Genomic DNA, 23,467 nt, shown 5'->3' with positions numbered 1-23,467 from the left:
AAAAGCAGTAAAAATACAGCATGCTTCCTTGATAAACGATAAACAGAGATAAAAAGAGTCGCCATAGCACATGAGTCTACCTTTTGCATCTGCGGCTGCTAAAAACCCGTATCCAGAGAAATCAGCCACCCAGTCTCAACTTGCTGATATTTCTCCTGTCGCACATGTCTCCAAATCATCAAAGTCCTATAATCAGCACTCCTCTTCAGTGAAAAATAAGGAGAGTAAAGCGGCAAGTGTTCACTCTCTAGCAGCACTGTGGGCAAGAAAATACTACGTCTCAGTTACTTCTCAGGACGAAAACTACCACCTAAAAAATTCTGAAAATCTTGAGGAGGTTAATTCCCAAGAAGGCAGAACGCTAACGGTTGCCAAGCTAATACAAAACCTTAATCTGGCTAGTGCACAGGCTTGGTCTTTGACAGAAATGTTGCTATCTAAGGAAATACGACGCCACGGTATTAACCCGGAGTTAGTTAATCCCCTAGAAATTGCCGCAGATACTCGCTATCTATTTCAAAAAGTACTCGATGCCTATGAGTCGCGTGCAACTCCACGACGGTTGTCAGTGATTGTGGGGAAAGATTTTGGTAAAGTCCGTCAGAAGTACACCAGTGTTGACCGCCGTGCTATTGGTTTTGTCAGCATGCAGTTCCATTACACTGGTCAAAAATTGCTTGAGTGGCTCTCATCTGCCGAGCAGGTTTTGTGGACACCTTACTTAAAGGTGATGGATGACCACATGTATATGCCACTGCAAGCTGCCTACGAAGCGGCAGCTAACCACTCTGAGAATTCTCCCGCTTTAGCAGCCGTTCAACACCTTTTACCTGTAAGTAGCAAGATTGCTTACTCTGTTTGTAAACAGGTTTCTCAGCTAAATCCCAACTATCGTAGCCATAGCGGTCTTCTGACGGAAATTAAGATAAAAACTGCTAGTATCCGTGATATAGAAATGTTTCAGATTTACCTATGTCTGTGCGTTTTGGAAAATGATATTCGCTCAGTGCAGCAAGAATTATTTCCCTTATGTATTATGTTGTATCCTCGCCTAAAAGTGAGTTGGAAACTAGTGCAAGAAATGCTTAAAACCCTGGGTTGGGATATGTACGCAAATCTGCCTCCTGAAAGTATGGCGGCTTTTCTTCCCTACCTGCGCTCCTTGACTGAGATGTTTTCTTGTGATGTATTTCAAGAAGTAGCAGTTACTGATTAGCTTTAGTTTTGCCAAGTAAAAGCAATAGCTAAGATGACGGACACCGCTGTCGGCAATAAATTTCTACAGAGCCAATAACAGCCGGTTCCCGATATTCTTTTGTCTGGTTATATTCCTCTAAAGGTGAGGGATAGATACCTACTAACTCGCCATCTTCAGCCGCTTTCGGGCGAAAACTGATATCTGCTGATAGGTTGGCAAAATTGATGTATTCCCTAGACTCGTTGGCAGTGCTGAAAAATAAGGTAGCATCTCCATAGATTGCCTCTGCTTGTCTCAGAGGAATTTCTGGGCCAACTCCCTGAGCGGTTTGATAAGCGGAATTATCAGTTACTAAGACTTCAATGATATCCGAATTCTCTAGGGTAGTTCCTGCCGGGTACAAAATGTAGTATTGTATTTCGTCAGATTCGCTAACGGCGATCGCATCGAAATCAACAATATAGGGAGACTTTACCTGAAATTGGGCTTGGTTCCCCAGTTGTCTTTTCAGTTGCCCCAAAGTCACTCCTAGCTTAGCTGCTCCTATTCTATTAGCAGTGATTGTCCGATTCTGCTCTTTCTTGGTAGAGTCTGGAGAGGAAGTATCGGGCTTTTTGCTCAGGGATGAGTCTAAGCCGATATTACTACTGCTGTTAGATGGTGAGAGGTTTTGAGCAGTGGTTATAGGAGTTATTTTGTTACAGCCCGTTAGCGCGATCAACAAACTAACTGTCAGCGTGATTATGCTTTTCCTGAGCCCGATGTTTTTTCTCATATTCAGGGTGACTAGGAGCCGGTAATGCCAGGGCCATTTGGTAAAGCTGACGACGGGGAAGTTTAGTTAACTGAGCCAACTGGCGGCTAGCTTGTGAACGTGAGACACCCTGAGACATGATTTCGTAGAGTTCTGCTTTGAGAACTTCTTCTGATGGTAATGCTATCTCTAATTGAGCACCGGAGACAACAAGGGTAAATTCTCCTTTTGGTTCACGGGCGCTAAAATAAGCGATCGCATCTCTAATTGTCCCTCTCCAGAACTCTTCATACAGCTTGGTTAGTTCCCGTGCCACTACAATCAGACGTAGGGGTTCTAAGTAGTCTGCTAAATCTTGTAAAGTTTGTCTAAGACGGTGAGGAGATTCATAAAAGATCAAAGTTCTTGCTTCTGAGGAGAGAGACTCTAAGCGTCGTTGACGTTCTTGAGAGTTTGTTGGTATAAAACCCTCGAAAACAAATCGAGCTGTTGGTAATCCCCCTGCACTCAATGCCGTAATTAGAGCTGTAGCACCAGGAATTGGTACTACTGACACCCCTGCTTCAATGCAAGCTTTAACTAAATCATAGCCAGGGTCAGAAATTCCTGGCATTCCAGCATCAGTAACCAGAGCAATTTCGTTTCCCTCTTCCAGCTTACTGATTAACTCTGGCAGTCGCTGTTGACGGTTATGTTCGTGATAACTTAGTTGCGGCGTTTTAATTTGAAAATGCTGTAGTAGTTTTCCTGTATGACGGGTGTCTTCTGCTGCGATCAAATCTACCGATTGCAAAATTCTTACTGCCCGGAAGGTTATATCTTCCAAGTTGCCAATCGGAGTTCCTACTACATAGAGTTTACCCATCATCACCCTAAAATTTATCCAATTTATCTTGCTGTCGATTCTTCTAGTCGAGCAGTTACCAATGCCAAAAAATGATCGACATTAAAAGGCTTGAGGACATAATCATTAATTCCTACTTCCCTGAATCTGCGAAGATTTTTGCGATCAGCGCTAGCTGTAAGGAACATGAAAGGTATTCTGGCGGTGAGTGGATTGTCGCGTAATATCTCTAGCACTCCGAAACCATCAAGATCTGGCATCATTACGTCACAAAGAATTAAATCTGGTCGATGTTCTTGAGCCAAATTTACGCCAAATTGACCATTTTCAGCACCAAAAGCATCAAAACCTTCAATCTCTAGTAACTCTATTAGGTTATCGCGGATAAAAATTTCGTCTTCAATTATTAGAATCTTACGCATTATTCGGAGCCTACTATTCAGGTTTGTAGCATCTCTACTGGTATTAAGCAAGGCAGATGCTCTATTGAGAGCCCTGTGGTAGTTTCCAGGAAGTAAAGCATTGTGCACTAGCCCCATAGCCCATAGTAGGTGTAAGTCTAGTTTTTGGTTAAACAGGTATTAGACAGACTCAAGTTTCATCTCTCGACTGACTGAATTTGCGACCACTCAGTAGACTGTTGACAATTAAGAGCGTCCCTTGGGCAGCTTTAATTTGCTTTTGCACCAAAGTAATTTCGATTAAGTAGCCCATTCTACGAGCAAATTACGATGAAAACTGTGATCTTGATCTCGTATAGTGTTAAACCTTGATGAAGCTGTCGGGAATACTTAGACCAATAATCTTGGTCACCAGATGGTAGATTTGTCTCTTCGTGAGAAATTTCTATGAAAAAATACTTACAAGTACTAAAACTTTTTTGGATTACTGCGATCGCTGCTGAATTAGAATATCGGTTGAATTTTTTCCTCGCCGCTTTGAGTAGCTTAGGGAACCTCATCGGTAGCTTGTTCGGGCTATTTTTGTTCTACCGTACTGGTTATACCTTTCAGGATTGGAGTTGGGAAGAAGCATTGATAATTCTTGGCGTTTTTACTCTACTACAGGGTTTTTCTGCCACTTTTCTCGCCCCCAATCTCAACCGCATTGTCAATCATGTCCAACAGGGTACTCTAGACTTTGTGCTACTCAAGCCAATTAGCTCACAATTCTGGCTTTCGTACCGCACGATTTCTCCCTGGGGATTGCCAGACTTGATTTTTGCTGGGGTACTTATTAGCTACGCTGGCGGACGCCTTGGCTTAAGTTTTGACAGCTATATATTGGCTGTTTTACCGCTATTTTTTAGTTTAGTCAGCCTTTACAGCCTTTGGTTTATGCTAGGAGCAACCAGCATTTGGTTTGTCAAGATCTACAACGTCACTGAAGTACTCCGAGGTCTTTTAGAAGCTGGTAGATTTCCGATAGTGGCATATCCAACAGCTTACCGTTTCTTCTTCACTTTTGTCGTTCCAGTAGCTTTTTTAACAACTGTACCAGCCCAAGTAATGCTCGGTCGGAGTCAGGCAGTATGGTCAATTGGTTCTGGTTTCTTAGCAGTTGTATTACTATTTGCTTCTAGGATATTTTGGCGTTTTGCGCTGCGTTTTTATACCAGTGCTTCTAGCTAAAGTAACTATCGACTCTCTTGTCTAAAAAACGGAGATTTTCGAGCAGCAATACCAGATTTCTCTAGGGAAACTGAGAATTTGATCACTGCTGCTCAGGGTTAACCAGAGATTATAGATTCTCTAATCTAGAGAGGTATAGGTAGACAACAGGGGACGATAATACATCCGCCACTTGCCTTAGTTGTTTTTAAGGTTTGGCTAGCAGCTGCACAAGCCTTAAACCTCTGTCGAGACATGTTAACTGCTGTGATCAAATTTCCATTAATCAATAGATTTTTGGCATATTGTGAACAAGACTCGCCTTGGTGCAACAGTCTATGGGCGCAGGAGAAGCCCTTTTTCGGGGAAACATGTAGCTGATAAGCGCTGATAGAGTCGATTGCCATTTGCTTGGCTAACCAATTTAAGCTGCCGATTTGCATCACGGTTTTAGTAAAAAAAACTATACCTTTCTTGTAGCTCAAGCAAAAATCCCAAAATCTCTACCCAAAGTATTAGCTTTAAGATTTCTGAGCAGCCTATAAAGTAAGAAGAATTGTCAAATATCTGAAAAACTAGGCAAATCTACTAGATTAATAGCGACAGAAGACACAATCTAAACCATGGAAACTAAACAACTCGGCAATACTGGTGTTACCATCAGCGCTATTGGTCTCGGCGGGATGCCGATGTCCTTGAGTGGCAGACCGCCCGAATCTCAGACAATTGAGGTAATTCATCGGGCATTGGCTTTAGGGGTAACCCTGATTGATACAGCCGATTCATACTGCCAAGATGAGTCGGACAAGCATCATAATGAGCAACTGATCCACAAAGCTTTAGAACAGTACGATGGTGATACTAGCCAGGTTACGGTTGCTACCAAAGGGGGGTTGATGCGACCTCAGGGCAGTTGGACGCGCAACGGTAACCCAGACCATCTGCAACAAGCTATCCGCAATAGTTACCAGGCGCTAGGCGGCTCAAAACCGATTGATGTTTGGCAATTCCACGCTCCCGACCCCAACTACACAATTGAACAATCATTAGCACCTGCTAAGGAAGCGGTAGAAGAGGGTTTGATTCGGTTTGTGGGTGTTTCTAACTTTTCAGTTGAACAAATCAAACGAGCCTGTGAAGTGGTGGAAATTGTCTCTGTGCAAAATCAGTACAACCCCTGGCATCGCAATCCTGAGTACGATGGCGTTCTGGAGTATTGCCAAACCCAAGGATTGACATTTCTTCCCTATAGACCAGTGGGCGGTAAAAGTCGCACGCGTCTTTTAAAAGAGAATGCTGTGATTGCCCAACTTGCTAAGGAAAAAAACGTATCTATCTATCAGATTGTTCTAGCGTGGTTGCGAGTTAAGTCCCCCTGTATTGTCCCGATTCCTGGTGCTAGCAAGATTTCTAGTATTGAAGATTCTGTAGCTGGGGTAGATGTCAACCTTTCTACGGAAGAAATGATGGAAGTTGACCAAGGAACTGCTGTCTAATTATTAGTAAAAAGCCCCACTTAAGACATTAATAGTGTTAAGTGGGGAGCTTTCATTGATTATTTAATTGCGGGGAACTATCCCAGATTTTAGGATCGTAGAGGGCAAAAATTAGATCAATTTGTTGTACCGAATTGCAAAAATTATTCGCTGACTTGAGCCCATTCGGTATGGAACACACCCTCTTTATCAGTGCGCTCGTAGGTATGAGCACCAAAGTAGTCACGCTGTGCCTGAGTGAGGTTTTGTGGTAACTGAGTCCGTCGATAGCTATCGAAGTAATCGAGGGAAGCACTAAAAGCAGGAACGGGAATACCAAATTGATTAGCTACCATCAATACTTCCCGCCAAGCTTCTTGACGATCTAAAATTGACTGCTTAAATTCAGGTGCTAGTAGCAAGTTAGGTAGCTTGGGATTTTCCTGGAAAGCACTTTTAATTTTATCTAGGAAACCAGCTCTAATAATGCAACCGCCTTTCCAAATACGGGCGGTTTCACCTAAGTCTAGATTGTAGTTAAATTCCTCTGATGCCTTGCTTAAAAGTGCCATTCCTTGAGCATAGGAACACATTTTGGAGCAGTAGAGAGCATCGCGAATTTTGTTGATGAAGGCTTTAACATCACCGTTGAACTTAGCTGTCGGGCCAGGTAGTTGCTCTGAAGCTGCCAACCGTTCTTGTTTGTAAGCAGAAATAACACGGGCGTTCACTGCTGCATACATCGTGGGGATTGGTACACCTAGCTCTAAGGAGCTAACTACTGTCCAACGCCCTGTTCCTTTTTGTCCAGCAGCGTCAAGAATTAACTCCACCAAAGGCTTTTTAGTCTCTGGATCAACGTATTTGAAGATATCAGCAGTGATTTCAATCAAGAATGAATTGAGTTCATCTGTGGTGTTCCATTCCGCAAACACTTCATGTAGTTGTTTATGGTCAAGTCCCAAGACGTTTTTGAGTAGGTCGTAGGCTTCTGCAATGAGCTGCATATCGCCGTACTCAATCCCATTATGTACCATCTTGACATAGTGACCCGCGCCACCAGGACCGATGTAAGTAACACAGGGACCGTCATTTACCTGAGCAGCAATTTTGGTCAGAATTGGCTCTAACTCTTTGTAAGCGGTTTCTGTACCTCCTGGCATTAAGCTAGGGCCATGGAGAGCACCTTCTTCTCCACCACTGACGCCCATACCCACGAAACCTAATCCTGTGGCTTCTAACTCTTGGGTGCGTCTTTCTGTATCTTCGTAGAGAGAATTACCGCCGTCGATAATCATATCTCCAGGCTCAAGCAGGGGTTTGAGTTGCTCGATTACTTTGTCAACTGGATTACCTGCTTTCACCATCACTAAAACTTTGCGGGGACGTTCCAGGATTTGCACAAATTCTTCAAGAGAATAGGCATCTTTAACGTCTTTACCCTTAGCCCGCTGCTCCATAAACTCTTTAGTTTTGGAGGAGGTACGATTGTAAACTGCGATGGGAAAACCACGACTCTCTACATTGAGCGCTAAATTTTCGCCCATAACAGCTAAACCGATTACGCCGAAGGTTCTTTTGGTCATAAAAATCTCTGCAAACTCTACTAGTTTGTATGGTTAATTTAACTTTCAGATTAGCTCGAACTCTGGAGTACTCCCGTAAAAAAATCCTTAACAAATGAGGAATTGACGGTACAAATACCGAGTTAAACAAATTAGATATCTATAATCGATATTTAACCGTCAAAGAGGATACCTTTTCTACTCTTGAGTAAGGTTTAGCGCCTGATCAAAAATTTGAGATCCGAGAAGCTTTAGCTATTAAGTCTTTTCTGACAAAAGCAGAAAAAATTTTATTCACTATCAAGCAAGTCTCTCAAATTTTAACTAGGCAACAGGATTTCTTGTTACTGCAACTAACACTAAGTTTATCTCTGTAAGTCGATTGTCGAAGATAGTCTGTTAATCGTGCTTCAATTTTTTAAGACTACACAATTAACTATGGGGTTTAGTTATGTCTAACTAGGAAATACTTTAAGGCTTGTTAGTTTACCAGCTTTCTTTGTGAATAATTAGCGCTTATTGTGTTTCAATACTCAAAACTTAAACTACTTACAACTGAAAATGCATGCCCCTATTTTAATACACAGGGCTAACTGAGTAGAATAGCAATTTGGCAATTTACGCAATTTCTTAATATCTTTGTCAATGAAGGAGGTTAAGAAATTGAGCAAAATTCCTTAGCTCATGATTAAGACAAACAACTACTGATTAACTAACATTTGTATTAAAACAAACAATTTCGCGCAAAAATTAGAGAGATACACTAAGGAGTACCCATAAAATGTTGGCATACGTCCTAGCCTTAGCCGTTGGTCTTGGTAGCTTTGCCTTGTACATGGCAGCTTTCTTTTTCCCCGAAGTGCATCGTAAATATGATTTGATCTGGAGTGGAGTAGGACTTTTCTACGCTCTAGTATTATGGGTGTGTGCTGGACGCGTGACTGGTGGTGTTCTGCTGGGTCAGGTGGCGAGTGTGGCATTACTAGGTTGGTTAGCTGGGCAGACTCTAATGTTGCGGCGAGAGTTGACAGCACCAGAACAGCAAACCCCGATCCCTAACCAAGGTGAAATCAGCGAAAAGCTAAAAAGCCTTTCTTCAACTGGGGGTCCGCAAAAGCTAGTTGAGCGATTCAGGAGTTCTTTAACCAACCTCTTTGGCAAAAACAGCAAGCCCGCCAAAACTAGTAAGACAGAACTTAGTTCCCAAGGTCTAGCAGAGTATCAGAAAGACGGCACTGCTACGGCAAAAGAACCACAAAAGTTTCCTGAGCAAGCAACTTCTCTTGCCGATGAAGCTTCTAGTGTGGAGGCACCAACTGCTGAAGCAAGGCAGGAAATTACTGGCGCTGCTACCACGCCGCAAATTTCTGAGACAAGAACCACAAGCGAGGAGAGCGAAATCCCAAATCTTCCCCAATTGGTTGCACCTGAACCAGCTGAGTCTGAATTAGTAGAGGCGGCAAATAACGAATTTCTCACAGAGGGAGCAGAATTAGGGCAAGATCGAGCAATACCAGTAGAAGAAATAGCCCCTGAAGCTGAGCTAGCACCGCCTGCTGAGCCCGTGGGCGATGGTGATCCTCAAATGAGACAAAATCCCCCTGAACCAGACTGGGCGACAGAAGGTGTTCCTCTTGATCCAGAAAATCCACCACAGCAAAGTTGAAGCTAAGGGAAGTTCTCATTGATAATGGAAGAAAAGACGCTCGGTCTTTCTTCCACTCATAGTATGAGTGGGTTTGTCCATTCTTTCCGGAGGTCTTGTGACAGCATCCAACACCTACAAAGACACCGTCAATCTGCCTAAGACCCAATTTGACATGCGGGCGAACGCCGTCAAGCGGGAACCCGAACTGCAAAAGTTTTGGGAAGAACACAAGATTTACGAGCGACTTTCAGAAAATAATCCCGGCGAAATTTTTGTGCTGCACGATGGACCACCCTATGCTAATGGTTCACTGCACATGGGGCATGCCCTCAACAAAACTCTCAAAGACATCATCAACAAATATCAACTGCTGCAAGGGCGAAAAGTTCGCTACGTTCCTGGTTGGGACTGCCACGGCTTACCGATTGAGCTGAAAGTCCTGCAAAACATCAAGTCGAAGGAACGGCAGCAGCTTACCCCCCTGCAACTGCGTCATCGGGCCCGTGACTTTGCCCTCAAGGCAGTGGAAGAACAGCGACAGGGTTTTAAACGTTATGGCATCTGGGGAGACTGGGAGCATCCTTACTTGACGCTGACGCCGGAATACGAAGCAGCTCAGATTGGTGTCTTTGGGCAGATGGTTCTTAAGGGCTATATTTATCGTGGCTTAAAACCAGTCCACTGGAGTCCTAGTTCGCAAACAGCCCTGGCAGAAGCTGAGTTAGAGTATCCAGAAGGTCATACCTCTGACAGTATCTACGCCGCCTTCAAAATAACTAAGCTAGGGGCAGAAGTAAAAGCTTTATTAGAGCCGTTTTTGCCAGATTTAGCAGTGGCAATCTGGACAACAACCCCTTGGACAATTCCCGGCAACCTAGCCGTTGCGGTTAATCCTGAGCTGAACTACGCTGTGGTAGAAGTAGCGCAAGCCAGCCAGTTTAAGTATCTGATTGTGGCGGTCGATTTAGTAGAGCGATTGTCTGAGAAGCTGGAGACTCCGCTACAAGTAAGAGCCACGATTCTAGGAAAGGCTCTGGAGCATATTGTTTATCGCCATCCTTTGTTTGATCGAGAGAGTGAAGTTCTCATCGGTGGTGATTACATTACTACGGAGTCGGGGACGGGCTTGGTTCATACTGCCCCTGGCCATGGTCAAGAAGACTATATTGTTGGTCAACGTTACGGCTTGCCAGTGCTTTCCCCTGTGGATGGGAAGGGTAACTTTACAGAGGAAGCAGGTAAATTTGCGGGATTGAATGTCCTTAAGGATGCCAACAGAGCAATTATTGAGGCATTAACAGAAGCAGGTGCCTTGCTTAAGGAGGAGCCTTATCTTCACAAATACCCCTACGACTGGCGCACGAAGAAGCCAACCATCTTTCGGGCAACAGAGCAGTGGTTCGCTTCCGTCGAAGGATTTCGAGATGAGGCACTAAAAGCGATCGCACAGGTTAAATGGGTTCCACCTCAAGGGGAAAATCGGATTACGCCGATGGTGTCCCAGCGTTCTGATTGGTGTATTTCTCGTCAACGGAACTGGGGTGTGCCAATTCCGGTATTTTACGACGAAAAAACTAATGAACCCCTGCTGACAGCAGAAACCATTGCTTATGTTCAAGCAATTTTCGCCGCTAGAGGTTCTGATGCTTGGTGGGAACTCTCAGTAGAAGAACTACTACCGGAAAAATACCGCAATAACGGCAAGTCCTACCGTAAAGGCAGTGACACCATGGATGTCTGGTTTGATTCTGGTTCTTCTTGGGCGGCGGTAGCCAAGCAACGGGATAATTTGTGCTATCCCGTAGATATATATCTGGAAGGAACAGACCAACATCGAGGTTGGTTGCAGTCTAGTTTGCTGACAAGCGTTGCTGTTAACGGCATTGCCCCTTATAAAACGGTGTTAACCCACGGCTTTACAGTGGATGAACAGGGCCGCAAAATGAGTAAATCTTTGGGGAATGGCATTGACCCCAACGAGATTATTGAAGGGGGTAAAAATCAAAAACAAGACCCGGCATACGGAGCAGATGTGCTGCGTTTGTGGGTTTCCTCGGCAGACTATGCCTCGGATATTGCTCTGAGTAAGAATATTTTCAAGCAGCTGTCAGATATCTATCGCAAGATTCGTAACACCGCGCGATTTTTGCTAGGCAATCTCCATGATTTTGACCCTGCTCAACATCGGGTGCCAGAGGAGGAATTGCCAGAATTAGACCGCTACATGCTGCACCGGATGACAGAAGTCTTTGAGGAAATAACCGAAGCTTTTGATAGTTACCAATTCTTCCGCTTTTTCCAAACAGCGCAGAATTTTTGTGTGGTGGATTTGTCCAACTTCTATCTAGATATTGCTAAGGATCGACTCTACATTAGTTCTCCCGACTCCTCGCGTCGTCGTAGTTGTCAGACGGTATTGCAAATAGCCTTAGAGAATTTGGCAAAAGCGATCGCACCAGTACTGTGCCACATGGCAGAGGATATCTGGCAAAATCTGCCCTATGAAACACCCTATGCCTCAGTGTTTGAGTCAGGTTGGGTTAAGTTAGAGCAGCGGTGGCAGAACCCGGCATTGGCTGCATCTTGGGCGTCTTTGCGGAACATTCGCACCGAAGTTAACAAAGTCTTGGAACAAGCCAGGGCAGAAAAGATGATTGGCTCTTCGTTAGAAGCTAAAGTGCTACTTTACGTTTCAGACAAAGAGTTAAGGCAGTACCTTGAGCAGTTTAATCCCCAAGATAGCCTAAGTAGTAATCGGGTGGATGAGTTGCGTTATTTGTTATTGGCTTCTCAGGTGGAAATACTAGATTCAGCTGAGGCTATCCAACAAGCTGAATACAGCACGAAATCAGACAAACTTAGTGTTGGTGTAGTCAAAGCTGAGGGCGAAAAGTGCGATCGCTGTTGGAATTATTCTACCCACGTTGGCGAATCTGCCGAGCATCCTACCCTATGCGAGCGTTGTATTCCAGCCTTGAGTGGACAATTCTAGGCAAGTTTAATTTTTTGCAGTTGGCAACTGTTGCTGATGAACCTCCAATTTAGTTAAAAATTCTTCTGTTAACTTGGCGAAGGCTTTAGCGCCAGGAGAACCGGGATTAGAAATCACCACTGGTTTAAAGGTGTCCAAAGCTCTCGCCACGTTAATATCTAGAGGAATACGCATCTTGAAGAGTTGATCGGAGGAGAAATCATCTGTAACTCTCTGCATGACTTGTTTATAGTACCGACGAACAAGACCACTTGACAAAATAAAGACAATTCCCAATAGTCGTAGGTTTAGAGGACTCTCTGCGCCATGATTTTCCTTAAGCTTAGTAATTCTTCTTTCTAGGAGTTGAATCCCTACAATGGATAAAGGTTCTGGTCTAGCTGGTAGCAAATAAAAATCACTAGCCACAATACCACTGCGAGTCAGCAGGTTATAGCCTGGAGCGCAATCTAAAATAATAAAGTCATAATTACTAATAATGGGTTTGAGAACACTTCTGACTAAAAATTTTTCAAAGTTGTTCCAGACTTCGTTAAAGTTAGTTTGTTCCTCCGTGACTGCTTTTTGATGAAGCATTTCTGATACTAAATACTCATCGTAAAGGTCAATATCTCCTGGTAACAAATCCAGTCCTTTTATTTTGCCGATATCGGATTGAATAATGTCTTCAATAGCAAGTTTATTCTTGAGTTGAGGTTTAATTTCTCTGGAGATTAGATGATTTAAGGTGCGTTTATCTCTCCTGACTTTGGCAAACTCATGAGGTGGCATTAGGCTAAGGGTGGCGCTAATTTGCGTATCTAAATCTACGACTAAAACACGTTTACTGTGATTTTTAGCTAAGCAGGTAGCCAAATTGACGGTGAGAGTGGTTTTACCAACGCCGCCTTTCATATTAACTGTCGCAACGACAAATCCCATGAACAGAATCCTTTTAAGAGGCTTTGCCTGATTCAGTGCCCACTAATCTAGATCAATTGATTACAAGTTTAGTAGTAGCATCCTTAATTATCATCTGGGATTTGGATCAATCAAGCAAGAAAACTGACAAGAATTTTTGCTATTTTTGGGAAATACTGTTGGGTGACACAACTTTTTACAGTAATCAGTAGCTTGATTTGAACAGATTACTTACCTCGTTCGCTATTCTTGCCGAATCGCACTTCTTGCAAACTACTACCAATGCCTTGAATTATGCCACGAACTACCAAACCGATGGCCCTACCAATTACTTGGGTGAGGAAGTAGACAACACCTCTACCAGCCCAGGCTACTGTAGTTCGTAACACGGGTGAGGTGGCATCCCGTGCTTCATAAGCCAAAGTTACTGCTAGCCGAATACCCTGAAGTTGCTCTAACTCTCGACGCCGAGGTGCGTAAACCGAGGTTTTTTTGATGCCAGTGCCGCTTAAGACTAACAGTTCATACCTACTTTCAAATATTGATCGTGGCTCATCGATAAATCGTGACAAGCGATATTTTCCCGACAAATTGTTGCGAAATCTAGCGATTTCTCGTGATGAAATTAGACGCCGATCATAGAAATTTTGCTTAATTATTTCCAAGTCAGCGAAGTTATTTAAAAGGGGTTGAATTACTGCATTGGCGACTTGGATAACTAGATTCTGGAGAAGTATTTCTGAGCGGGCTAGGGCTTCAGGTGTCTGAGCCGGATAAGAGACATTATCAATTATTAAAGGTGTCTCAAAGAGACTGTGGGATAATAACTCAACTACGAAGGGGATTTTTTCAAGGATAGAATTTTGGACAGTAGCGATATCTTTGAGTAAAATATTAACAAGTTCTATTTCGTTGTTGTCTACCGTCAGAGTGTAATATTTGCCAAAAAAATCTACAATAGATACCTGCCACAAATCATTTAAAATCAGCGATCGCTTTTGGTTAAGTTGCTCAACTGTTACCTGAGAAAAGCGTAATTCTTCGAGAATATCCTCAAACTTCCTTAATACTATATAAAGTAAATCTCGTCTTTTTTCTGTTTGCAGAATGTCAATTTCTAGCAAAACACCCGTGAGGTTTTGCACACCGGATTGCAATTTTGCTACTGTCACCTCAAATGGTGTAGTTTGTCGAGGCGTTGCACTTAGTTGAGAAGATGTCGCTACTACGGCAGCTGGTTCTTTCCTTCGGGAAGGCTGATTTCTGGCAGGCGGTAGTTCAGCAGATGCTGAGGGCGATGAAACACCAGACTCCTCCGATAGAACTACGACGTCTGTAGGCAAAATTTGATTGACAACCCAGCGTGCCGCTAACAGTTCTCGACGACGTCCACACCAAAATAGCCAATCCCAGTTAGAAAGGTTAGGGTTTTCCAGTTGTTGCGTTACTTGCGCCAAAGTATCTTCAATTTGCCCCATTCCTGAGAGTCGCATCTTGTTATGCCAACTCGGAGGGCGCACTGTCGAGGATAGACTAATAGCGCTTGTTGTTAAAGGTGATACTGATAGCGTCTGCCATGATGTGCCGCCAGCGATAATTTCACGTATCGCTTGAATGACTAACTCAATCTCGCATCCTTTAGAGCAATAGCCTTGAACTCCTAACCCTTTTGCCGTAGCTAGTAGGTTTGGCTCAGATACGGCAGTAAGCAGCAACACTGGCAATTCTGAGTAATCACTCTTAAGCTGCTGACAGAGTGCTAATCCGGACAACTGACGGATATCGGAGCGACCAATACCCAAATCCAGTATTACTAAATCTACTGTTTCTTCAGGAGCAGTGGCATTCAAGAATTCCAATGCCTGAGTACTCGTATCTGCCTCCGCCACGATTCGCAATTCTGGAACAGCTTCCAGGGCCGTGCGTAAACCTAGTTTGAAAATGGGATCCTCATCAATGAAGAGGATTCGAGTTAACTCAAAGACGCCATCACGTCCTGTTGCGCTATCGCTCATGGTACTGACTGGCAAGCACTCCAAGACAAGAACACTAACACCTCTTTAATACTCTAACCGTTGCTAGCATAACATTCTCGTTTCTGAGTTGAGCCTTGTGTGCTGCCATAAAGAACTCTTGCTTAGCTGATAAGGCGCAGCAAAACTACTGAACGTGGTGTCACTGGCACAGGCTTACTGCCCATGTAAATGCTCTCCCCTTCTAGGAAGTGAGGCTCTTTCGTATCAATGAGCATAGCCCACTTGTGAGCTTGCTGTCTCTTGGGTAGGGCAAATTCGATCATTTCATGATGGGCATTAAATAAGAGGAGAAAACTATCATCAATAATTCGCTCACCTTGGGGACCAGAAATATCAATTTCTTCGCCGTTCAAGAAAATACAAATGGCATTAGTAAAACCATCTTGCCACTGCTCCTCGGTCATTTCACCGCCATCGGGGTTAAACCAACCAATATCATGGACACCCGAACCATGAATAGCTCTACCTTGAAACCATTTGCGCCGTCGGAAGATAGGATGCTGGCGGCGGAAGTAGATTAACTGACGAGTAAAGTCTAATAAATCCGCATTCTCTTCTGGCAAATTCCAATCGAACCAAGAGATTGTGCTGTCTTGACAGTAGGCATTATTGTTGCCCTGTTGCGAACGACCAATTTCGTCTCCTCCCACCAGCATCGGTATGCCTTGGGAGAGCATGAGAGTTACTAGGAAGTTACGCCTTTGTCGCTCCCTTAAACGCAATATTGACCGGTCATTAGTAGCTCCTTCCGCTCCACAGTTCCAAGAGCGATTGTAGCTTTCCCCGTCACGATTTTCTTCCTGATTCGCCTCGTTATGCTTCTCGTTGTAGCTGACAAGATCATTTAAGGGAAAGCCATCATGGGCGGTAATAAAGTTGATGCTAGCACTAGGACGCCGTCCATTGAACTCGTATAAATCAGAGCTGCCAGTAAAACGATAGGCAAATTCTCCTAGATTGCTATCGACACCGCGCCAAAAATCTCTTACTGTATCGCGATATTTACCGTTCCACTCAGACCAAAGGAGGGGGAATTTACCGACATGATAGCCACCTTCGCCAACGTCCCAGGGTTCTGCAATCAGCTTCACGTTGGAGAGAATTGGGTCTTGGTGAATAATGTCAAAGAAAGCAGCTAGACTATCTACTTCGTAGAGTTCTCTGGCTAGAGCTGATGCTAGATCAAAACGAAAGCCATCTACATGCATTTCTAAGACCCAATACCGCAAGCTATCCATGATTAACTTCAGGACTTGCGGATGACGTACGTTCAGGGAATTACCGCAACCGGTAAAGTCCATGTAGTAACGGGGGTCATCTTCTACCAAACGATAGTAAACGGCGTTGTCGATACCTCGCAGCGACAGAGTTGGCCCGAAGTGGTTGCCTTCTCCTGTGTGGTTGTAAACTACGTCCAGAATTACCTCAATTCCAGCGGTGTGCAAATCCTTGACCATCTGTTTGAACTCTGTGACTTGCTCTCCCAGAGTGCCACCTGCACTGTAACTGGCGTGGGGAGCGAAGTAGTTAATTGAATCGTAGCCCCAGTAATTTTTTAGGCCTGTACCAACCAGGTGTCCTGGACAGGAGAGAAATTGATGAATAGGTAGCAGTTCAATTGCTGTGATTCCCAGAGTCTGGAGATGGGAGATGGCTGCTGGATGTGCTAGCCCAGCATAAGTGCCGCGCAGTTCTTCTGGAATATCGGGATGTAGCTTGGTGAAACCTTTAACGTGGGTTTCGTAAATGATCGTTTCGTGGAATGGTGTTTGTAGTAGTTGGTCGTTATCCCAATCAAAGGAATCATCAACAACAACAGCCTTTGGGATGAAATGGGAATCATCAAGCTCAGACCAAGATTCGTCATTCTCTGGCTCGTTCCAAGAATAACCGAAGATTTCCTTTCCGAAGCGGATATTATCATCCAGTGCCTTGGCGTAAGGGTCTATGAGTAGCTTGGCTGGGTTAAAGCGATGACCCTGATCGGGAGCATAGGGACCGTACACCCGAAAGCCATATCGGTAACCTGGACTCACTCCTGGGATATAGCCATGCCAGACAAAATTATCGACTTCTTTAAGTGCTAGGCGTGTCTCTTGATCATCTTTATCGAATAAACAAAGCTCGACACCTGTGGCATTTTCTGAGAACAAAGCGAAGTTTGTACCTTTACCATCCCAGGTTGCCCCCAAGGGATAGGGTTTTCCTGGCCAGAGTGCTACATACATACCTTGAGCTCCACAGAAATGGTCAATTGAAAATAGAAAATGGTTAATTGAAAATAGAGCTGTATACTTCAGGATCTCGTCTATGCCTCAATTTTCCATTTGCCATTAGCAGACTCAATTTTTCATTGGTCAGACTCAACTTTTTAGATGAATTTTTCCAGTGCATACGTATCAAATTTTTTAGGGAAATACTGCAAAAGGTTAGCATTGTAAATTTTTTAGGTAATTGACATAATTACCTAAAAATGATCTAGTTACCTGACTAGAGACGATTTTCCGATTCCTGTAAAATCAACTCAAGTTTACCTAAAAAGCAGTAGCAACATACTAACAGAATCCCGTCAGCATCTCCAAACACCCATCCGTGACACAATGCCCACAATTAGTTTAGCTAATTTTTTAATTGCCGCTTAATTAATAATTTGACCATAATGAAAATCGCTGTTTTTCTCAAAGTCTAATTAAAAAAAAATTAACTAGCTTCCATTAAGGTTAATTGCTAGTCTCTTGTTTTTTTACCATTTATCCTCCGCTCAACTCAACATGACCACGGAAGATAAATAGTTATTTTAAGTAACTGAGCCGATGAAAAACATTCAGACTTAGCTAATTTGTTCAGTTAGTTAGACCAGGGAGGAGCCAACGGGGTTTCTTCGCTTAGGGCATCTCTTTGTTCCGTCCAAGTTCTTGTTAGGGCTTGAGCTTGCTCGTAGAGGGCTCGTTCTTCAGAAATATGAGAAGCAGTAGCGATCGCTGCATCGAAGCGTCCTTGAGCAGCCAGGGCGGCGGCTGCTTCCAAAATCGGACGGTCCTGTTCTGTTTGAACTTGCTTCACCCAGAGAGCGATCGCTTCTTGGGCTTCAGGATACAGAGCTCGCTCAGAGCTAATCTGCTCGGCCGTAGAAATCGCAGCCATTAAATCTCGGCTCTGGGCAAGCGTTCTTGCCAAATCCAGGGTGGGCTGGTCTTCTATAACTTGGATTTGTCGATCCCACTGAGCGATCCAGGTTTGAGCTTCGATGCGCCTTGGTTGACCAAGCTGGACTTGACTAGCAATTTTCACTGCTGTTTTGAGTTGCCCAATCTTTCCTGTCTTTGCTAGTTCTTGGGCTAAGAGTAACTGTTTGCGGTCTTCAATTTCCTGGGCTTGTTGTTGCCACTGAGCTATTAAGGTTTGAGCAGGTATACGTTGAGTACTTCCTAATTTAACTAGAGCTGCCTGGTCAATTGCCATCCGTAGACCAGCTTCTTGACCGAAGCCAGCGAGTGCTCGCGCATATTTTAGTTCTAAATGGTCTTGAAACTGAGATAACCACTCAGCAGATTTTTGGGCAGCAAGCTGATGAATCGGGCTACTATTGGAGATTTCCCCCGCTGCCGCTAGTGCATCCACCAGGGCAGGAATATTTTGCTCTTGAGCAGCTCCAGAGGCTCTACCCAGCCGAATCCAGTCCTGAGCTTCCTGATAAAGGGACGTGCTAACCGGAATCTCTTGGGCAAGACTAATGACACCAGCAAAGTCCTGATTAGCAAAACGCTCTGCTGCAATTTCTAGTAAGCTTCTACTCCAACGGGTTTGTTCTTCTTGTGCTTGAGCCTTGACATAACTTTTGGGGCTGATCTTGAGGCTAATTGCGATCGCCTTCTTGAGTAGTTCTGGTTTATTGGATTTTGCTAAATCCCTCGCTTGCTCTAACTGCTCCCAGGCTTGTTCTTCTGATGTCAGGTGTTCCGTCAGTGCATTGACACGGGATTCCCGCCAGTAATCGAGATTGCTCTGGGATAGTTCTCTGATGAGACTGGCTGCCTGTTGCCATTTTTGTACTTTCAGAGAATCTTTAAATTGGCTAGTGAGTTCTTCACCCTTGTTCCATTGCTGTTTCCAATCAGCAATAGTAGCTTCTACCTCCTGATGAAGAGAGCTACTAGTAGGTAGTCTCAGAGCAATTTTTACTGCTTCTGACAAATCGCCCTGATTAACCTTCTGACGTGCCAGTGCGATAATCTGTTCTGACCAATCCTGACTCATCCTTTGCGCTTCTGAGTGCAGAGGATGGTCACTAGGCCAATTCTCAACTAATTTTATCGCTGCCACTAACTGCTCTAACTCTCCGGACTCAGCAGCAAGCTGAGCACAATATAAACGTTCACTGTCAGAAGATAAGGGTGAGATCTTTTGGCAATCAATGGGGGGCGGTAGCTTGGTTAAGAATAATGCCCCTAAGATGACTGAACCCCCCAATACCGAGAGGATAACTAGCCAGAATAACCACCATAGTCGTAACTTACCTTGGCGCTGGCGTTTCGGAGTATTCACTAGAGAAGAAGTAGGTATCGTGGGATCTTTCCTACCATCAGCTCCCGAATCTCCAGCATTTTTTACAGAACGTGCATTAGTATCCATTCCTAGTCTGCTGAATGGTTTGCTTCCCCTTGATTTACGAAATGAAGGGGGTGCTGGAACGTGGAATCGGCGCAATTCTCTTTTTGGCACGGATACACGATTGGTCATTGGTCATTGGTCATCGGTCATCGGTCATTGGTCATTGGTCAAAAGGTTGATTCTTGATGGTTCTAGAAGCGTAGCGACCTGCCTTAAAGCTCCACGACCATTGCTTCGTTTACGATTTAGCTATGACCCAAGGTTAGGGAAGTTTGATAGATCAAAAAGTCCAACTTTCTAACTGCTCACTTCCAACACCTCTTGAGACACAAAACTAAATAACTAATGACTAATGACCAAGTGATTCGCACTCATTGTATAGGGTTAAAAATAGGATGAGTGATAATTTTGGAGAGATTAAAGTGGCATGAGTCTAAGCATTCGGCAATGGCTAGCAGACCGCCACATTGAACTGGCCCAACTAGAACCCTCCAGTGCCCAAATTACGGGTATTGCTTTTCGCATTGCCCAAGATATGGAAGTCAAAAGCCTTAATCCTTTTGCTATCAGTCCCCTGGCTGAAGTTCTGGAGTTACCTTTAAAAACTGTGTGGCAAGTAGCAGCGCCCCTATCCCAACTGAGTGTGGGACTACTGCGTATTCTGAGTCGGAAAACGCCTTTGAAGCGTAATGAAGGAACATGGCTCACTTTTCAAATTGCTTATCTTAATGCCTTACAAGGAATTTTAAAGCAAGAATCTCAATTAAGAAGACCGTGGCTGAATCGAGCAGAGGTACCGACAGTCGAGGATAGTCACCTACCCTTGAGCGATCCCCAACTAATTGCTCTGTTAAAAACTCTGCGACCGGGACGCCTGAGTGAAGGTCAGACTGAACAGGCTCTCTCTTTAGTCACCGATTCGTTTTTGGTTCAGCAAATGCATAATCTAGCAAGAGCCTGGTTTGTTGCCAATGGTGCAGAGGAAACGGAAGCACGACTGCTTACTCAGCGCCTGAGTAACGGTTTACCGGGTCACCTGCTCACGGTAATTGCGGAGAACCCCTTGCCTTTAGCGCAGCTACAAAAGTTTGTCAGATTGGGAAATTTGAGTGATTTTCGGCAGACAACTTCCCCAGAGATAATTTCCGAGTACCCAGACTACCCCACACCAACACTACCACTTGACTTAGATCGAGAATACTATCGGGCAAGGCTTTTGCAAGCTTTGAGTGAGCCATTATTGGCAGAACCTTTTTCCCTCAAGGATTTATACGTTCCCCTCAAGGGGAAAGAGTTGCAGGTCGAAGGTCTAAAACAACCGCTGGCTTTTCGAGACTCTCTTGATGACCAACCGATTGACTTGATGCAATGGGCAATTTCTCAACTCGAAGATCCAAGCAGTATCGCTGTTATCGAAGCTGATTCTGGAAGCGGCAAGACTAGTTTTTGCCAAATTTGGGCATCGCGAGTTGCCTGGGAGCTTTATCCTCGTTGGATGCCAGTGCTGATCCGCCTGCGAGATGTTACTTTGGGTCAAACACTAGAACAAACCATAGAAAGCGCCTTACCACTAGGTAGTTTTACTAGCACTGACGGCTGGTTTTCTGCGAACTCTCCTCCTTGTTTAATAATCTTAGATGGTCTTGATGAATTACCCCGTTCTTCCCAAAAACCTAGCCATCTCTGGGCTTTTCTTCATCAGGTAATACAATTTCATCTCCAGCACCTCGATTCTACGGGTCTACCCCACCACAAGCTAGTGATTACTAGTTGCCCTGCTGCACTCGATTGTTTGATCAGAAAGTATCCGTCCTGTACTATTCCTTTGTCTGTAGCTTTACGACGCATTGTAATCCAACCCATGGGACAAGAACAGTTCCGGCAATGGTTTTTGCACTGGGCAAAATTGCAATCTAAATCGATTGCTCAGGCGTATTTTAGTTTTTTGAAACATGGGGGAGTATTTCAAAAGCGTCCCGTAGCCAAGGAATTGGCTAACTTGGTTAAGCGACCCCTAATGCTTCATTTAGCGGGTATCTTACATCGGGATGCTCTACTCGATGAGAGTATTTTTCAGATGGGATCACGCCAAATCCAGTTTGAAATTTATGAACGGATTTGCCAATGGCTTTTAGGGGAACCTTCGCTTCACAGAGGCTCCTTACCCGAGTTAATTAAAGAAGGTCTTGCCCATGCTAGTCGTTCTTTAGAAGCGATCGCTAATTTACTTATGGGTAGGTCTCCCCAACAGCTGCGTCACCAAATGCAGGTAGCTGCACTGAAAATTATTCAAACAGGCAGATGTCAAGCACCTCAGGCTTTAATTGGGCAATACTTGAGTGGTGATGCTCTGTCTAATCAAGCTACTCAGAGTCTGCCAGCTCTATTTTTCTGTTCACGATTAGGTGAAAATCAGGCAGTAGGCATGCTGGGGAATCGTAGAGCCATCCTCTACCCCGACTTAGCGCAGGAAAAAGAACCTTTACCACTCCAACTGCAGACTGAGTTCTATTCCGTTGCTTGCTATATCAAGGCTCTGCCAAAGTTCAAGCTTCCCTACACTAAAACTTTCTCGTTACCTTACCTCCAGGTTGAGTTTTCTCACTCCCATTTAGGAGAATATCTGGCGGCTCAAGAAATTTCTGAGCAACTAACAGGACTAACTCAAGAATTTCAAGATGGTTATGGTGAGGTTACTTTTGTGGTTCGAGAGTCGGTGGCAGTAGCTCAGCATCTTTATAGTTTGCTGGGGTATGGTTTATTGTCTACGGGAATCGCAGAATTGGTGATTGAGCGTCTTCGCCGGGAGAAAAAGCGTAATGCTAATAACTTTTCTTTTGCTGTGCTATTTGAACGCCTCTACCGTTTTTACCAAGCTTACTGTCGAGGGAGATGGTTAGATGAATGCATTGCCCATCAAGTTCATTCGCAGCTACAAAAACTCGACAATACCTTAACTATTTTACAAATTGATGCTGCTGTTGGACTTAATATATTTGTGCTACTTTGCTTAACTGCTCAGGAAGCACAAATTTATTTTTGGCCCTGTGGTAGGCCAGATATTGCACAAGATTTTGATGCAAATCAGCTATTAAGTTTTATTGGTCGAACAACGGCATTTTCGACTACGGCTTTTTGGCAACAAACTCGATATTGCTTGCAGAAATTGCAGTTGTCGGGTTCTTGCCTCAATCAAGTGCTGTTGAGAGAGGTAAACTTAGCGCAGGCTAATTTGTCGGGGGCTGAGTTAATTGGTACAAATTTGGCATTTGCCAACTTGTCAAATGCTGATCTATCTTGGTCAAATCTCGCCGGAGCTAATTTAGCCAGAGCTGATCTCGCCGGAGCTAGTTTGCAAGGAGCTGATTTGTCCGGCGCTAACCTTAGAGAAGCAAATCTTACTTCGACTAATCTTAGCAATGCTTGTCTGTTTGAAACTCAACTAGATGCGGATACCTATGACTTTGCCAGAAGCAGCGGAGCTACATTTTCTCAGGAAGAGTTTTGGTCTTATAGGCAGTCTTTAGTAAAACTCCAATTTTTGAGAGGAAGTGATATTTTCTCTACTCAAGGAACAACTATTTCCATTGAAAGTGTGGAAGGAGAACCTCTATTGCCAGGGGAGGTAAATCACTACGGAGATGATTTCTCTGGAGCTAAAACTCTACCATTTCAGCACTTGGAACCAAGGAAAACTGCAATTTCTGAAAGCAGCCTTAGGGATAATGAAGATGAAGAGACGGAAGTATTTCGCCCCTCTAGTAAAGCGGAGCAAGATACTTCTTCATAAAACATCAAACTTTTAGGTGAAGATTACTGCAGTGTATTTTACTG

Annotated in this window: 15 protein-coding genes; 6 read left to right on the top strand and 9 right to left on the bottom strand. The window is 44.1% G+C overall.

Annotated features, from left to right (window positions below; all coding sequences use genetic code 11):
• Positions 1–70: 70 nt before the first annotated feature.
• Positions 71–1,216 (top strand): hypothetical protein, encoded by a 1,146-nt coding sequence (locus ACT7WV_RS04260; protein ID WP_445101705.1) that lies wholly within the window; start codon positions 71–73, stop codon positions 1,214–1,216.
• A 28-nt stretch (positions 1,217–1,244) separates the two neighbouring features.
• Here ACT7WV_RS04260 and ACT7WV_RS04255 read toward each other — a convergent pair whose 3' ends face one another.
• Genes ACT7WV_RS04255 through ACT7WV_RS04245 form a run of 3 tightly spaced genes read right to left on the bottom strand, consistent with a single transcriptional unit; the run spans position 1,245 to position 3,218 of the window.
• Positions 1,245–1,919 carry a hypothetical protein gene (locus ACT7WV_RS04255; RefSeq protein WP_445101704.1) on the bottom strand — a complete coding sequence of 225 codons (675 nt, stop codon included), beginning with the start codon at positions 1,917–1,919 and terminating at the stop codon, positions 1,245–1,247.
• A gap of 4 nt (positions 1,920–1,923) precedes the next feature.
• Positions 1,924–2,817 carry a 16S rRNA (cytidine(1402)-2'-O)-methyltransferase gene (rsmI, locus tag ACT7WV_RS04250; protein WP_463424218.1) on the bottom strand — a complete coding sequence of 298 codons (894 nt, stop codon included), beginning with the start codon at positions 2,815–2,817 and terminating at the stop codon, positions 1,924–1,926.
• 23 nt (positions 2,818–2,840) lie between these two features.
• Positions 2,841–3,218 (bottom strand): response regulator, encoded by a 378-nt coding sequence (locus tag ACT7WV_RS04245; RefSeq protein WP_445101702.1) that lies wholly within the window; start codon positions 3,216–3,218, stop codon positions 2,841–2,843.
• 426 nt (positions 3,219–3,644) lie between these two features.
• On the opposite strand from ACT7WV_RS04245, the gene ACT7WV_RS04240 reads away from it, so the two are divergent.
• Positions 3,645–4,427: an ABC transporter permease gene (locus tag ACT7WV_RS04240; RefSeq protein WP_445101701.1), complete on the top strand. Its 783-nt coding sequence runs from the start codon at positions 3,645–3,647 to the stop codon at positions 4,425–4,427.
• 125 nt (positions 4,428–4,552) lie between these two features.
• Here ACT7WV_RS04240 and yidD read toward each other — a convergent pair whose 3' ends face one another.
• Positions 4,553–4,813 carry a membrane protein insertion efficiency factor YidD gene (gene yidD, locus ACT7WV_RS04235; protein ID WP_445105571.1) on the bottom strand — a complete coding sequence of 87 codons (261 nt, stop codon included), beginning with the start codon at positions 4,811–4,813 and terminating at the stop codon, positions 4,553–4,555.
• A 216-nt stretch (positions 4,814–5,029) separates the two neighbouring features.
• On the opposite strand from yidD, the gene ACT7WV_RS04230 reads away from it, so the two are divergent.
• Positions 5,030–5,902 (top strand): aldo/keto reductase, encoded by an 873-nt coding sequence (locus tag ACT7WV_RS04230; RefSeq protein ID WP_445101700.1) that lies wholly within the window; start codon positions 5,030–5,032, stop codon positions 5,900–5,902.
• A gap of 143 nt (positions 5,903–6,045) precedes the next feature.
• On the opposite strand, the gene gndA is transcribed toward ACT7WV_RS04230, so the two are convergent.
• Positions 6,046–7,467 (bottom strand): NADP-dependent phosphogluconate dehydrogenase, encoded by a 1,422-nt coding sequence (gene gndA, locus ACT7WV_RS04225; protein WP_445101699.1) that lies wholly within the window; start codon positions 7,465–7,467, stop codon positions 6,046–6,048.
• A gap of 760 nt (positions 7,468–8,227) precedes the next feature.
• Between gndA and ACT7WV_RS04220 the strand changes: the two genes are divergently transcribed.
• The gene (locus tag ACT7WV_RS04220) at positions 8,228–9,112 is read left to right on the top strand and encodes a Ycf66 family protein (RefSeq protein ID WP_445101698.1); all 885 of its coding nucleotides are present in this window, start codon (positions 8,228–8,230) and stop codon (positions 9,110–9,112) included.
• A gap of 154 nt (positions 9,113–9,266) precedes the next feature.
• Positions 9,267–12,086, top strand: a complete 2,820-nt coding sequence (gene ileS, locus ACT7WV_RS04215) for an isoleucine--tRNA ligase (RefSeq protein ID WP_463424217.1) — start codon at positions 9,267–9,269, stop codon at positions 12,084–12,086.
• Positions 12,087–12,092: 6 nt separating this feature from the next.
• Here the strand turns inward: ileS and ACT7WV_RS04210 are convergent, their stop codons facing one another.
• The 4 genes from ACT7WV_RS04210 to ACT7WV_RS04195 all read right to left on the bottom strand — a co-directional run bounded on the left by ACT7WV_RS04210 (position 12,093) and on the right by ACT7WV_RS04195 (position 19,762).
• Positions 12,093–13,007 (bottom strand): ParA family protein, encoded by a 915-nt coding sequence (locus ACT7WV_RS04210; RefSeq protein ID WP_445101696.1) that lies wholly within the window; start codon positions 13,005–13,007, stop codon positions 12,093–12,095.
• A gap of 206 nt (positions 13,008–13,213) precedes the next feature.
• The gene (locus ACT7WV_RS04205; RefSeq protein WP_445101695.1) at positions 13,214–15,001 is read right to left on the bottom strand and encodes a DUF3685 domain-containing protein; all 1,788 of its coding nucleotides are present in this window, start codon (positions 14,999–15,001) and stop codon (positions 13,214–13,216) included.
• A gap of 122 nt (positions 15,002–15,123) precedes the next feature.
• Entirely contained in the window at positions 15,124–17,250 is a 2,127-nt protein-coding gene (gene glgX / locus ACT7WV_RS04200; RefSeq protein ID WP_445101694.1) for a glycogen debranching protein GlgX, read from the bottom strand.
• 619 nt (positions 17,251–17,869) lie between these two features.
• Entirely contained in the window at positions 17,870–19,762 is a 1,893-nt protein-coding gene (locus ACT7WV_RS04195; protein WP_445101693.1) for a hypothetical protein, read from the bottom strand.
• Positions 19,763–20,060: 298 nt separating this feature from the next.
• Here ACT7WV_RS04195 and ACT7WV_RS04190 point away from each other — a divergent pair, with 298 nt between their 5' ends.
• Positions 20,061–23,423, top strand: a complete 3,363-nt coding sequence (locus ACT7WV_RS04190; protein ID WP_445101692.1) for a pentapeptide repeat-containing protein — start codon at positions 20,061–20,063, stop codon at positions 23,421–23,423.
• The last annotated feature ends 44 nt before the right edge of the window (positions 23,424–23,467 follow it).

It is taken from the genome of Symploca atlantica LB2515 (assembly GCF_052546295.1).
The sequence above is the reverse complement of the archived record's forward strand: the minus strand, read 5'-3'. Positions and strand labels throughout refer to the sequence as shown.